Below are 12,540 nucleotides of genomic sequence, written 5' to 3' on the forward strand. Positions count from 1 at the left end.
TTAGCTGGCCGGGGGCTGGCGGTCCGGGACCGCGTCGCGGGCTGCGTCGCCGATGTTCTCGGCCGCGCCGCCGACGCTGTCTGCGGCGCCGGCGATGGCGTTCGACTCGACGGCGTCGTTGCGGTTCATGTTGATCAGGAACCAGCCGATCAGCCCGACCAGGGCCAGGCCGATGATCAGGGCGACGACGCCGCCCAGGCCGCCGCCGCGACGGCTCTCGACGACGACGGGGGCTGCGGCGGGATCGTTCTCGGTGATCCGTTCGACCCGGCCGTCAGGGTGTTCGACAGTGCGTTCGGTGGGCATGGTGTGTCCTCTCCAGTGTGGCGAGGAAACACGCGCTCGGCGATTAGGGTTCCGGCCTGTTCAGACCGCCGTGCCGCCGACGGTCAGGCCGCCCATCTTCAGCGAAGGCTGGCCGATGCCGACGGGCACGCCCTGACCGGCCTTGCCGCAGACGCCGACGCCGGGGTCGAAGGCGAAGTCGTCGCCGATCATCTGGATTTTCGTCAGGGCCGTGGCGCCGTCGCCGATCAGGGTGGCGCCGCGCACCGGCGCGGTGATGACCCCGTCCTCGATCAGATAAGCCTCGTTGCACTGGAAGACGAACTTGCCGTTGGTGATGTCCACCTGGCCGCCCGAGAAGTTGGCGGCGTAGAGGCCGCGCTTGGTATTGGCGATCATGTCGGCCTTGGAGTCCTTGCCGCCCTCCATGAAGGTATTGGTCATGCGCGGCATGGGCATGTGGGCGAAGGACTGGCGCCGGCCGTTGCCGGTGGCGGCCACGCCCAGCTGACGCGCCGACAGTCGGTCGTGCATCAGGCCGACCATGATCCCGTCCTCGATCAGGACGGTGCGCGAGGTGGGGGTGCCCTCGTCATCGACCGACAGGGAGCCGCGGCGGCCGGCGATGGAGCCGTCGTCCACCACAGTGACGCCGGGGGCGGCGACCCGCTGGCCCATCATGCCGTTGAAGACGGACGAGCCCTTCCTGTGGAAGTCGCCCTCGAAGCCGTGGCCGATGGCCTCGTGCAGCAGGACGCCGGGCCAGCCGGCCCCCAGGACCACGTCCATCTCGCCCGCCGGGCAGTCGATGGCGTCGAGGTTGACCAGGGCCTGGCGCAGGGCCTCGTCCACCTGGGCCTGCCAGCGTTCGGGCGCGACCCAGGCCTCGAAGCCGGCTCGGCCGCCGGCGCCGGCGCCGGCGCTCTCGCGCTTGCCGTTCTGCTCGACGGTGACGGAGACGTTCAGCCGGACCAGGGGACGGACGTCGCGCACCACCCGTTCGTCGGCGCGCAGGATCTCGATGGCCCGGCGCTCGCCGACCAGGGAGGCCGAGACCTGGACCACCCGGGGATCGCGGGCGCGGGCCCAGGCGTCGATCTCGGCCAGCAGGGCGATCTTGTCGGAGAAGGCGGGCGAGGCCAGGGGATCAACCGCGTCATAGAGCTGCTGATTGGTGGCGCGCGGCCCTTCGGCGACCCGGGCGGCGTGGCCCTGCTTGGCCAGAGCCGCGCTGTCGGCGGCGCGGCGCAGGGCGGCGGCGGAAATTTCGTTGGCGTGGGCGTAGCCGGCGGTCTCGCCCGCCACCACCCGCAGGCCGAAGCCCTCGGTGGCGTCATAGGCGGCGGACTTCAGCCGGCCGTCGTCGAACACCAGGCTCTCGCTCTCGGACCGTTCCAGGAACAGCTCGCCGTCGTCGGCGCCGGCCAGGGCCGTCTTCAGGATCGACAGGGCTTCGTCGGTCTCGACGCCGGCGGCGTCGAGGATGGGGGGCGGGGCGGCGTGAACGGTCATGGGCTGTAGGTAGGGGCTGGAGGGCGGTTCGTCACCTGCCGGGGCGGATTCAGACGCCGGGACGAAAAAAGAGAGTCTGAATCGTCTGAATAGTCTGAAATCGGCGACGGCGGCGTTCAGGAAAAAACACAGTCTAATTTGTCTGAATCGTCTGAAATCTCCGGCGACGGCGGCAAGGGCGACAGACTACCACGCGCGGGAGGGGCGTCAGGTCGATGAGTCCTCCGGTTCGGCAAGGCGTTGAAATCCTTGCTGAAGGACCAGCGTCATTATGAGGGCAAAGATCCCTTTCGTCATTCCGGGTCTCCGCTGCGCTGCGCCCGGAATGACGAAAGAGAAGGGGGAGCGGCTCAGCGCGCCAGCCTGCCCTTGGCCTTGTCGGAGTCGAGAACGATGTCGGGGTCCGGCGCCGCGATCTCCTCGCCGCAGTGGTCGAGCACCTTCAGGATGTGGCGGATCAGGTTCAGCCGGGCGGTCTTCTTGTCGTCGGTGGCGATGATGGTCCAGGGGGCGAAGGCGCGGTCGGTCTCGTCCAGCATCCGGTCGCGGGCGTCGGAATAGGCGTCGAACCGCGCCTCGGCCTCGGCGTCCAGCGACGACAGCTTGAACCGTTTCAGCGGATCGACGCGGCGTTCCTTCAGCCGTTTCGCCTGTTCCTTGCGCGAGATGTCGAGCCAGAGCTTGATCAGGATGATTCCGTCGTCGGTCAGCATCCGCTCGAAGCGCGGCGCATCGGTCAGGAACTGGGCGTACTGCTCGGGCGTGCAATAGCCCATCACCGGCTCGACCCCGGCGCGGTTGTACCAGGAGCGGTTGAAGATGACGGTCTCGCCCGCCGCCGGCAGATGCGGGACGTAGCGCTGGAAATACCACTGGCTGGTTTCCCGGTCGCTGGGCTTGGGCAGGGCGACGACGCGGGTCTGGCGCGGGGACATGTATTCCGTCAGCCGCTTGATGGCCCCGTCCTTGCCGGCGGTGTCGCGCCCCTCCAGCACGATGACCACCCGCAGCCCATGCTCGATGGTCCAGGCCTGGGTCTTCACGACAGCGAGCTGAAGCTGTTCTAGTTCGGCGTCGTAGGCGTCTGTTTTCTTTCCCATTCGATCAGAGTGGGACGGGACGGGGGCGAGGGCAAGCGGGGCGTTGACGGGCGATGCAAGATGACGCGCTTCTCACGTGCCGCCAGCGGCGACCGGGGCTAGGATATTCCAAAGTGGAGGCTTCGATGACGCTGAATCGCCGCAGGCTTTTGGCCGCCGGACTGGTCGCTGCGGCGACCGGAGGCGTGTCGTCCGCTTCGGCGGGCGACGCCGCAGACTATGAGGCGGGGCTGGACGCCGCGTTTGCGGAGACCGGGCCGGTCGCCCTGGCCGGGGGCGTGGTCACGCGCGAAGGCCTGGTCTGGTCCGGGGTGCGGGGCGTGCGAAGGATCGGCGGGACCGATCCCGCGACCCTGAACGACCGCTGGCACCTGGGGTCGAACACCAAGGCGATGACGGCGGCCCTTTACGGGCGGCTGGTCGACCAGGGACGGGCGGACTGGGACGCGCCGCTGGGGAATCTGTTCCCCGGCGTCCGGATCGACCCGGCCTGGGACGGGACGACGATCCGCGACTTCATGCATCACCGGGCGGGGGTGAAGGACGCCGACGCCCTGGGCATGGTCTTTTTCCTGACCGCGAGGGGCGACCCGCGGTCCCTGCCGCAACAGCGGCTGGCCGTGGTCGAGCGGATGTTGGGCGTCGCGCCGACCGGGACGAAGGGGGCGTTCGAATACGCCAACGCCAACTATATGCTGGTCGGGGCGGCCATCGAACGGATCACGGGCCAGTCGTGGGAACAGGTCGTTCAGGCCGAATTGTTCGCGCCCCTGGGCCTGACGTCGGGCGGTTTTGGCGCGCCGAAGACCGATACGGCGGGCGGCCCCAATGTCTGGGGGCATCGCGGCGAAGGGGCGGCGCGGGTCGCTGTGGATCCCGCCGATCCGGGCGCGGACAATCCCCCGGCCCTGGGGCCGGCGGGGACGGCGCACATGAGCCTGGACGACTATGCGAAATGGCTGAGGCTGTTCCTGACGGACGGCGGCGGCTGGCTGAAGCCGGAGACGGCGGCGCAACTGGCCACGCCGGGCGCGGGCGAGGGCATGCCCTACGCCCTGGGGTGGATCGCGCCGCCGCAGATTCCCTGGGCGGGCGGGCCGGTGCTGACGCACGACGGGTCGAACACCCTGTGGTACGCGACGGCCGTGGTCGCCCCGGCGCGGGGCGTGGCCTTCATCGCCCTGAGCAATCAGGGCGCGGGTCAGGCGGCGACGACCGCCCTGATGCGAAAACTGGTTGGACGGCTGAACGCCTGAGCAGATGCCAGACCCGTTCTAAATGCTCTGTACACCACTTGCGGTTATTCCGGAGCGGTGAGTGAGTGAAGGCGTACGCAGTGCTGAGTTACAATGTCTTACGAGGCGGCTGGGAGCGCGACGGGCGTCAGGTCGACCACGTCTCGCTCGGCCAGGGCGAATTCTGCGTCAGCGACGATCCCGACACCGTGATCACCACGGTCCTGGGATCCTGCGTTGCGGCCTGTGTGCGCGATCCCAAGGCCGGAATCGGCGGGATGAATCACTTCGTCCTGCCTCGGCTTCCCTCCGGCTCGCGGAGCGACCCCTCCCGCTACGGCTCCCGGCTGATGCCGCTGCTGATCGACCGCCTGCTTGAACGGGGCGCCAGCCTGAAGCGCCTGGAGGCCCAGGTGTTCGGCGGCGCAAGTCCCGGCCCGTTCCAGAATCCCATCGGCCAGAACAACGTCGATTTCGCCATGGCCTATCTGGCCGAGCGCGGCATAGCGACCGCCGCTCCCGTTCGCAGCGGGGCGGCGGGCTGCAGGCTCGAGTTCTGGCCGGAGTCAGGCCGGCTGATCCACACGCCGCTGACCGGGGTGAAGAAGGTCGCCGGCGCCAGGATCATGCTGCGCCCGGTCAAACCTCTGGTGCTGTCGTCCGCCGCCTAGGGGCGCGGGCGGCTGTATTTGAACGCTTCGCCCCCTCGCGGCGTTTGCCAGCGGGGCCGTGGGCGGTCCATGCTGGGGCTGCATGAAGCGCGACTTCGCCGATTTCTGGAATCTGCTGTGGGAGGTCGGGCTGCTGGCCTGCGCCGCCTTCGCGCTGTTGAACGCCTATGCGCCGCCGCAGGACCTGCCGTGGAAGCCGCTGGACCTGAGCCAGCCGCTGGGCCGGGCGACGGCGGCCAAGGTGGCCGACTTCGACATCGCCCCGACGGCGGCCCCGGAAGAGGTCCAGGGGGCGACCGAGGCCTGTATGCAGGTGCTGCGCGAGGCGGGGATCGAGGTCGAGCGGGCGGCGGATCGCGACGACGGCGGCTTCTGCGTCGTGCGCGGGGCGGTGCGGATCACCGGCGGGGCGGTGACGCCCCTGGCCCCGGCCGATGTGGTGATGCAGTGCCCGCTGGCCGTCCGCTATGTCATCTGGGACCGGCAGGTGTTGCAGCCGGCGGCGCGCAGCATCCTGGGCTCGGCCCCGGCGCGGGTCGAGAACTACGGGACCTATTCGTGCCGGCGCATCTATGGCTCGCAGGACGAACAGGAGCGGCCCAGCGAACATGCGCGGGCCAACGCCCTGGACGTGGCGGCGGTGCGGCTGGAGGACGGGCGGACCGTCAGCGTGCTGAACGACTGGCGCGGCCAGGGTCCGGCGGGCGAGCCGGGCGGGCGGTTCCTGCACGCGGTGCGCGACGGGGCGTGCCGACTGTTCTCGACCGTGCTGACGCCCGACTACAACGCCGCCCACGAGAACCATCTGCATGTCGATGGGGCCGAGCGGGGCCTGTGCCGTTAAGGTTGAATCGCCCCTGACGCGAATCGCTTTGCTGTTGACCGACCGGAAAAGCCGGGTGACAACAACAGCACAGTCCGGATTTTGCGTGGGGTCCACACCCGCGTCTCGCTCCTTCGCCTGAACGAGCTGTCCAGATGGACTGTCGGGTCACCCTGAGGGGGATCCGCCTGGAAAAGCGCGTTTACGGAGACGCAGACATGGCGACCGGTACGGTCAAGTGGTTCAACCCCACCAAGGGCTATGGATTCATCCAGCCCGACAGCGGCGGCTCTGACGTGTTCGTTCACGTCACCGCCGTTCAGAAGGCCGGCCTTCAGGGCCTCGATGAGAACGCCAAGGTCGAATACGAGCTGGAAAACCAGCGCGGCAAGACTTCGGCGATCGACCTCAAGCTCCTCTGAGTCGAGCGGCCGATTAAGGCATGAGAACAGGCGCGGGGGCCAAGGCTTCCGCGCCTGTTTTTGTTTGGGCTACCGCGCTTCGCGCGGTTTGAGCCGCATGATGTGGGGCTACCGCGCTTCGCGCTACTTGAGCCGCATGATGTGGGGCTACCGCGCTTCGCGCTACTTGAGCCCGAGGTTGGCCTACGCGGCTTCGCGCGGCTTGAGCCCTTCGGTCGGCTTCGTTCGCTGGGATCTCTGCGCCATCACGATGGCGCCCAGGACCAGGGCGCCGCCCAGGGCCTGTATGGGCGTCAGGGTCTCGCCGAAGATCCACCAGCCCAAGAGGCCGGCGACGACCGGCTGGATCAGGATGGTGACGGCGGTGATTGAGGCCGGCAGCTTGCCCAGGGCCCAGGCGACGCCGCCCTGGCCGAAGACGTGCATGACGCCCATGGTCAGACAGGCGGCCCAGCCGGACAGGCTGGCGGGGATGATGTCCTCGCCCAGGACCAGGGCCACGATCAGCAGCAGGGGCGCGCCCAGCAGGGTGGCCCAGAAGGTGACGCGCATGGCGCCGGCCGTGGCGCGCGCCGCCTTCACCGCCAGGAAATAGCCCGAGTACCAGACCGCCACCGACAGCGAGAAGAGGTCGCCCAGCGGCGGATTGGTCCCCTGTCCGCCGTCGGCGCCCGCCGCCATGGCGAAGGCCCCGCCCATGGCCAGGGCCAGGGCCAGCAGGAACAGCCGGTGCGGCGTCTCCTTCAGCACGATCCAGCCGAACAGGGTGACGACGACCGGCGTCAGGTTGCACAGGACCGTGGCGTTGGCGACCGAGGTCATGACGATGCCGTAGTGCCAGAAGCTGAGGTCCAGGGCGAAGAACAGGCCGGCCAGCAGCGCCCATTTCGACGGGGCGGCGATCCCGCCCGGCTCGCGCGACGCCAGCAGGGTCAGCAGGGGCAGGGCGAAGACGAACCGCCAGAAGCCCGCCGCCGCCGGACCGGTCTCGGTCAGGCGCACCAGGATCGGCGCCAGGCCCAGGACGCAGGCGGCGATCAGCAGGACGATCAGGGCGAAGGCGCGGGGGGAGACGCGGGCGGCGAGAGCGGACATGGCGGGCCTCTTACGCCGCCCCGCGACCTTCCGCCACAGGTCAGGCCAGATCGGAGGCGGGATCGATCCGGGCGCGCAGCGCGACTTCCAGACCGGGGGCCAGGTCGCGATAGTCGATACGGCCGTCCAACTGGGTGACCAGGCTGCCGATCATCAGGGAGCCGAAGCCCTTGCCCGCCTTGTGGCCGCCCTTGCCGTCGTCGGCCACGACCAGGCGGAACCGGTCGTCGCTCTCGCTCAGGGTGATGCGCAGCGGGCCGGGCCGGCCGTCATAGGCGTATTTCTGGGCGTTGATGATCAGTTCGGTCAGGATCAGGCCCAGGGTCACGGCGCGGCCGGCGTCGATACAGATCGGGGCCAGGTCGGTCTCGATGGCGGCGGCCCAGTCGGCGCCCATGCTGGCGCCCAGGTCGTCGACCAGTTCGCTGATGTAGCGGGACAGGTCGATCGTCGTGTCGTGGTCGCCGCGATAGAGGCGGCTGTGGACGGTCGAGACGGCGCGGACGCGGCGACGCGCCTCCTGCAGGGCCGAGCCGGCGGGACTGTCGCCCAGGTCGCGGGCCTGGAGGCCCAGGAAGCTGGAGACCAGGGTCAGGCTGTTCTGGACCCGGTGATTGACCTCGCGCATCAGGAACTGCTGCTGCTCCAGTCGCAGGTCACGCTCGGTCAGCCGGGCCTGGAGCGACTGGTTCTGGCTGCGCAACTGATTGACGGCGGCGAAGTCGAACAGGGCGTCGCGCAGGCGGGCGGCGGATTCCACGGCCGCCGCGCTCCAGCGTCGGGCGCGGCCGGTGACGGTCTGGGACCAGCCCTCGAACGAGGCGCGGGGCGTCAGGGGGCCGCCGTCGGCCGCCGACTTGACGGCGGTGGACGGATCCCCGGCCCAGCGGACCGTCTCCAGGATCTCGGACCGGAACCACAGCAGCGACAGGGGCTGGTCGCCCGCCAGGCGCACGGCCAGCAGGCCGCTGGCGTGGACGCGCCAGGCCTGGGCCTCGGGCAGAAGGGCGGACAGGGCGTTGGAGGCGACGGGGCGCAGGCCCGGCTGCTGGCCCAGCCAGTCCGACAGGCGGCGTGCGGCCTCCTGCGGTGGGGTGTGGCCGAAACAGGCGATGCGGTCGCCGCGCACGATGGCCAGGCCGTCGGCCCCGACCAGCTCGGTCAGCTGCCCCGAATGTTCGGCCAGGGCGGCGTCCAGATCGCGGTCGGTGGACAGGCGCAGGATCAGTTCGTCCTCCAGCCGGCGCAGGCGGACCCGGTCGCGATACAGTTCGGCGTCGGCCTTGGTCTTCAACTGACGGGCCAGGGTGCGGGCCAGGGTGGTGCAGGCGACCCGCAGTTCATAGGGCAGCAGCAGCGGCGTGGCGCTGTGGCAGGCGACCAGGCCCCACAGGACGTCGTCGACGATGATCGACACCGAGGCCGAGGCCCGCACGCCCATGTTCTTCAGATACTGGATATGGACCGGCGAGACCGAGCGCAGGCCGCTGTCGCTCATGTCCAGCGGGGGCTCGCCCGGCGCGACCGGACGCAGGGGCTGGGGCGTATAGCGGCAGTCGGGGATGACCCGCACCGGATTGCGCAGATACAGGGCGCGGGCCTGGCGGGGAATGTCGGTCGCCGGGAAATGGTGGTTCAGGAAGGACGACGCGCCGGCCGCGCGCGATTCCGCGACCACCTGGCCCGCCTCGTCGTCGAGGAAACGGTAGATCATGACCCGTTCGAAGCCGGTCAGGCTGCGGAAGGCGTCGGCGGCGCGTTCGCACACGGTCTGGACCGATGCGGCCCGTTCCAAGGCGGCGGCGGCGGCGTCGAGCCTTGCGATCAGTTCGACCCCGAGACGGGCCTGCTGTGAGCTCTGCTCGACCTCGACCACCATCCGCTCCAGCGGGTCCCGGCCCGGCGCGTAATGGACGACGATGTCGTATTCCAGTCGATTGGTCGCGCGCCAGCGGCCGGCGAAGCCCGCCTCATGGCCGCGGGCCATGTCGCGCAGACGACGCCCGACGACCTCGCCCAGAAGGTCGGTCGCCGACTGATCGATCCAGGTCGTGCGGCCGGTCAGTTCCTCCACAGCGCCGGCGACCTGTTCGACGGTCTGGGCCTCGAGATTGAGCACCAGCAGGAAGCCGTGCGGCTGGATGGCCTGGGGGACATGGATCGGCTCGCGATCACAGTCGGTCAGGTCGATGAGGGCGGCGGGCGCGCTCATGCGGCGGACGTCCGGTCGCCCGCGCCGGAGAAGCGTGGCGGTTCCGGGACGTTTCGCCGGGTTTCGCTTGTGGGGAGGTTCATGCGACCGACAAGGTAACACACGGGCGGCGCTTGTCTATTTCGCGTTAGAAGTGTCCGGTGGCGGACAGTGTCGCGCCGCTGGCCGAGGCGGGCCATGGACACGGAACGGCCGTAGTCCCATGGCGTTGGGATACGGTTCCCCTTTCCAGTTGGCAGCCCTTCATGAAACTGCGCGTCCGCGCCGAGCTCGTCTATCGTTTCGATCCGCCGACGGACGCCATCTACAAGATCCAGGTCGCCCACTGGCCCGGCCAGGACATCCTGCAGGAGACCCTGACCTTCGATCCGCCGGTGGAGTTCCACGAGGACGAGGACGTCGATTTCGGGGCCCGGACCCTGCGCTGCCACGTCGAGGGCGAAGTGACCCTGACCTATGAGGCGGTGGTCGAGAACGGGGTGCTGAAGGGCCTGCCGCCCGGCGTGTCCCAGCATGACTGGGGCGAACTGCCGGCCGAGGTCCTGCCCTATCTGCAGCCGAGCCGGTACTGCCCTTCGGACCAGTTCGGCCGGTTCGTCACGCGGGAGTTCGGCGACACCTCGGGCGGGGCGCGGGTGCTGGCGATCCTGAACTGGATCACCGAGAACCTGGACTATGAGCACGGCGTGTCGGACACCGAGACCACGGCGGCGCGCACCTTCATCGACCGGGCCGGGGTGTGCCGCGACTTCACCCACCTGGGCATGACGCTGTGCCGGGCGTCGGGCATTCCGGCGCGGGCGGTCAGCGCCTTTGCGCACCAGCTGAATCCGCCCGACTTCCACGCCATCTTCGAGGTCTGGCTGGATAACGGCTGGTGGCTGGTCGATGCGACGCGGCTGGCGCCGGTCGAGGGTCTGGTGCGGATCGCCTGCGGACGCGACGCGGCGGACATCGCGTTTCTGACGACTCAGGAGCGGTGCCAGATGGTGCGGCAGTCGGTGACGGTGGCGCCGGCCTGAGTGTTTCACCCTCTCCCATTGGGAGAAGGATCAGCGTTTTTGCTCCGCCTTATAGGCCTGCAGCGCGTCGATCACGTCCATCTGGCGCAGCACCTTGTTCTGCGGGTCGATCAGGACGTGGGCGCCGGCCGGGGCCGCGATCTGCCCGCGACCGTCGGTCATGGCGACGGTCCGGACGCGGCCGTCGATCTCGACGTCCAACGGCATGGGGAAGGTCTCGCCGTTGCCGGTCGCCCATTCCAGCCGCAGCACGTCGCCCTCTCGCGTCTGGGTCAACACCGGCAGGGCGGCGTTGTAGAGATAGCCGCGGAAGAACCAGCCGTAATCCTGGCCCGTCACCTGGTTGACGATCTGGAGGAAATCCCGCGTCGAGCGGTACAGGGGCCTGAAGGCGCCGGGCCGGGGATCATCGGTTCCATAGACCAGGCGGGTCAGGGCCTGGTGGAAGGCGGCGTCCCCGATCAGCATCCGCAGCGAATGGCTGATCAGCGAGCCCTTGGAATAGATGTCGTTCCCCGGGCCGACGTCGCCCTTGTAGACCTCGTCCTCGGTCTTGGGCGTGCCCGAAACGACAGGGAATTTGTTGATCAATCCCTCGCGCTGGTTGGCCAGTTCGCGCTGCATATAGCGGTCGCCCAGCAGCCAGCGGGCGTAGAGGGGCTGCATATAGCTGCCCAGACCTTCGTGCAGCCACATGTCGTCGGCGTTCTGATTGGTCAGCTGGTTGCCGAACCATTCGTGGGCGAACTCGTGCTGAAGCAGCCAGTCATAGCCGCGTCCGTCGATCTTGTAGCCGTTGCCATAGGCGTTGATGGTCTGGTGCTCCATGCCCAGGTGCGGGGTCTCGACCACGCCCATCTTCTCGTCGCCGAAGGGGAAGGGGCCGACATTGGCCTCGAAGAAGTCCAGCATCTTTGGAAACTGGGCGAACAGGGCCTGGACCTTGTCGGGCGCGTCCGACTTCAGATGCCAGTAGTTCATCGGGATCGTATTGCCGAACCGGCTTTCGTACTGGCCGCTGACCTCCTCGTAGGGGCCGACATTCAGGGCGATGGCGTAGGTGTTGGGGCTCTTCGCCGACCAGTTCCAGGTGGTCCAGCCGTCGCCGTGGTCGACCGTGCCCAGGAACCGGCCGTTGGACGGCGCCGACAGGGTCGAGGGGATGGTGATGTGCAGGTCGACCCGGCCCGGCTCTCCGTGCGGGCTGTCGATACAGGGCCAGAAGATGTCGCAGCCCTCGCCCTGGACGGCGGTGGCGATCCAGGGCTCGCCCGACGGGGCCGTGGACCAGACAAAGCCGCCGTCCCAGGGCGCGCGGGGCGCGACGCGGGGCCGGCCGGCGTAGGCGACGCGCAGGGCGACGCTCTGACCGGCGGCCAGGGGGCGGGGCAGTTGGACCGTCAGACGGCCTTCGGGATTGGACCAGCGGTCGGCGGCGACCTCGACCCCGTCGATCTGGACGGAGGAGATGGCCAGCAGGGTGTCCAGTTCGACCTCCAGCCGGTGCAGCGGGGCCGTGGCGGTGAAGTCCAGAACCGCGACGGCGTCGATGGCCCGGTCCTCGGGCAGGACCCGGATCGACAGGTCGGCCTGGTCGAACCGCATCGCCTGCTGTTCAGGCGTCAGGGGCTGGTCGGTGGCGAGGGTGAAGGCGGTCGACTCGCGCGGCGTCGCGGGCGGCGGCGGGGTCGTGGCGCAGGCGGCCAGAGCGAGGACGGCGGCCGTGCAGGCCAGGGTGCGCGCGATCGTCATGGAATCCCCTCCGAATACGGCCGAAGCCTAGCCGTCGGCCGGGGCGGGGGGCAAAGAAAAAGGCCGGCGTCGCCGCCGGCCTTTTCCAGAAACAGATGCAGCGGTCGCCGATCAGGCGGCGGCGGCTTGCTCGGCCAGCTTGGCGCGGACCTGACGCTTGATGCGCTGGGCGGCGATCGACAGCTGCTCGTCGCGGGCCTTGACGATGAAGGCGTCCAGGCCGCCCTTGTAGTCGAGGGTGCGCAGCGCGGCGTTCGAGATACGCAGCGAGAAGGTCTGACCCAGGGAATCCGAGGTGACCTTGACCGTCTTCAGCGACGGCAGAAAGCGGCGCTTGGTCTTGATGTTCGAGTGGCTCACGCTATGGCCGACCATCGGGCCGATACCGGTGAGTTCGCAACGACGCGACAT

The 12,540-nt window shown here is 69.1% G+C and carries 12 protein-coding genes; 5 read left to right on the forward strand and 7 right to left on the reverse strand.

Annotation, left to right across the window (positions count from 1 at the left end; all coding sequences use genetic code 11):
- The 3 genes from AC1RSI_RS14635 to ppk2 form a co-directional block, all read right to left on the reverse strand.
- Positions 1-306, reverse strand: coding sequence for a hypothetical protein (locus AC1RSI_RS14635; protein ID WP_008260749.1), 306 nt, complete (start codon positions 304-306; stop codon positions 1-3).
- A gap of 60 nt (positions 307-366) precedes the next feature.
- Positions 367-1,797: a metalloprotease TldD gene (gene tldD, locus AC1RSI_RS14640; protein ID WP_008258704.1), complete on the reverse strand. Its 1,431-nt coding sequence runs from the start codon at positions 1,795-1,797 to the stop codon at positions 367-369.
- 350 nt (positions 1,798-2,147) lie between these two features.
- A complete protein-coding gene (gene ppk2 / locus AC1RSI_RS14645; protein ID WP_008260949.1) occupies positions 2,148-2,897 on the reverse strand; it encodes a polyphosphate kinase 2 in 750 nt (249 codons plus the stop codon).
- A gap of 125 nt (positions 2,898-3,022) precedes the next feature.
- Here ppk2 and AC1RSI_RS14650 point away from each other — a divergent pair, with 125 nt between their 5' ends.
- From AC1RSI_RS14650 to AC1RSI_RS14665, 4 genes are all read left to right on the forward strand, one after another.
- Entirely contained in the window at positions 3,023-4,153 is a 1,131-nt protein-coding gene (locus AC1RSI_RS14650; RefSeq protein WP_154725807.1) for a serine hydrolase domain-containing protein, read from the forward strand.
- Positions 4,154-4,218: 65 nt separating this feature from the next.
- Complete coding sequence (locus AC1RSI_RS14655) at positions 4,219-4,803, forward strand: chemotaxis protein CheD (RefSeq protein WP_197019726.1); 585 nt, start codon at positions 4,219-4,221, stop codon at positions 4,801-4,803.
- A gap of 82 nt (positions 4,804-4,885) precedes the next feature.
- Entirely contained in the window at positions 4,886-5,647 is a 762-nt protein-coding gene (locus AC1RSI_RS14660; RefSeq protein WP_008264227.1) for an extensin-like domain-containing protein, read from the forward strand.
- 197 nt (positions 5,648-5,844) lie between these two features.
- Entirely contained in the window at positions 5,845-6,048 is a 204-nt protein-coding gene (locus tag AC1RSI_RS14665; RefSeq protein ID WP_008264090.1) for a cold-shock protein, read from the forward strand.
- Between the two features lie 183 nt (positions 6,049-6,231).
- Here AC1RSI_RS14665 and AC1RSI_RS14670 read toward each other — a convergent pair whose 3' ends face one another.
- Together AC1RSI_RS14670 and AC1RSI_RS14675 are read right to left on the reverse strand one after the other, a co-directional pair.
- The gene (locus tag AC1RSI_RS14670; protein WP_008261394.1) at positions 6,232-7,143 is read right to left on the reverse strand and encodes a DMT family transporter; all 912 of its coding nucleotides are present in this window, start codon (positions 7,141-7,143) and stop codon (positions 6,232-6,234) included.
- Positions 7,144-7,183: 40 nt separating this feature from the next.
- A complete protein-coding gene (locus AC1RSI_RS14675) occupies positions 7,184-9,355 on the reverse strand; it encodes a histidine kinase dimerization/phosphoacceptor domain -containing protein (RefSeq protein ID WP_154725808.1) in 2,172 nt (723 codons plus the stop codon).
- Between the two features lie 245 nt (positions 9,356-9,600).
- Here AC1RSI_RS14675 and AC1RSI_RS14680 point away from each other — a divergent pair, with 245 nt between their 5' ends.
- Positions 9,601-10,377 carry a transglutaminase-like domain-containing protein gene (locus AC1RSI_RS14680; protein WP_447941411.1) on the forward strand — a complete coding sequence of 259 codons (777 nt, stop codon included), beginning with the start codon at positions 9,601-9,603 and terminating at the stop codon, positions 10,375-10,377.
- A 30-nt stretch (positions 10,378-10,407) separates the two neighbouring features.
- Here AC1RSI_RS14680 and AC1RSI_RS14685 read toward each other — a convergent pair whose 3' ends face one another.
- Positions 10,408-12,129, reverse strand: coding sequence for a M1 family metallopeptidase (locus AC1RSI_RS14685; RefSeq protein ID WP_154725810.1), 1,722 nt, complete (start codon positions 12,127-12,129; stop codon positions 10,408-10,410).
- Positions 12,130-12,240: 111 nt separating this feature from the next.
- Complete coding sequence (gene rpmB, locus AC1RSI_RS14690) at positions 12,241-12,540, reverse strand: 50S ribosomal protein L28 (RefSeq protein WP_035306987.1); 300 nt, start codon at positions 12,538-12,540, stop codon at positions 12,241-12,243.

The sequence above is a fragment of the Brevundimonas sp. GW821-FHT10E09 genome (assembly GCF_058809375.1).

Coding starts and splice junctions, on each gene's coding strand:
- AC1RSI_RS14670 (WP_008261394.1), bottom strand. CDS start 7,143: ATGTCCGCTCTCGCCGCCCGCGTCTCCCCCCGCGCCTTCGCCCTGATC.
- AC1RSI_RS14675 (WP_154725808.1), bottom strand. CDS start 9,355: ATGAGCGCGCCCGCCGCCCTCATCGACCTGACCGACTGTGATCGCGAG.
- AC1RSI_RS14665 (WP_008264090.1), top strand. CDS start 5,845: ATGGCGACCGGTACGGTCAAGTGGTTCAACCCCACCAAGGGCTATGGA.
- AC1RSI_RS14660 (WP_008264227.1), top strand. CDS start 4,886: ATGAAGCGCGACTTCGCCGATTTCTGGAATCTGCTGTGGGAGGTCGGG.
- AC1RSI_RS14685 (WP_154725810.1), bottom strand. CDS start 12,129: ATGACGATCGCGCGCACCCTGGCCTGCACGGCCGCCGTCCTCGCTCTG.
- tldD (WP_008258704.1), bottom strand. CDS start 1,797: ATGACCGTTCACGCCGCCCCGCCCCCCATCCTCGACGCCGCCGGCGTC.
- rpmB (WP_035306987.1), bottom strand. CDS start 12,540: ATGTCGCGTCGTTGCGAACTCACCGGTATCGGCCCGATGGTCGGCCAT.
- AC1RSI_RS14650 (WP_154725807.1), top strand. CDS start 3,023: ATGACGCTGAATCGCCGCAGGCTTTTGGCCGCCGGACTGGTCGCTGCG.
- AC1RSI_RS14680 (WP_447941411.1), top strand. CDS start 9,601: ATGAAACTGCGCGTCCGCGCCGAGCTCGTCTATCGTTTCGATCCGCCG.
- AC1RSI_RS14635 (WP_008260749.1), bottom strand. CDS start 306: ATGCCCACCGAACGCACTGTCGAACACCCTGACGGCCGGGTCGAACGG.
- ppk2 (WP_008260949.1), bottom strand. CDS start 2,897: ATGGGAAAGAAAACAGACGCCTACGACGCCGAACTAGAACAGCTTCAG.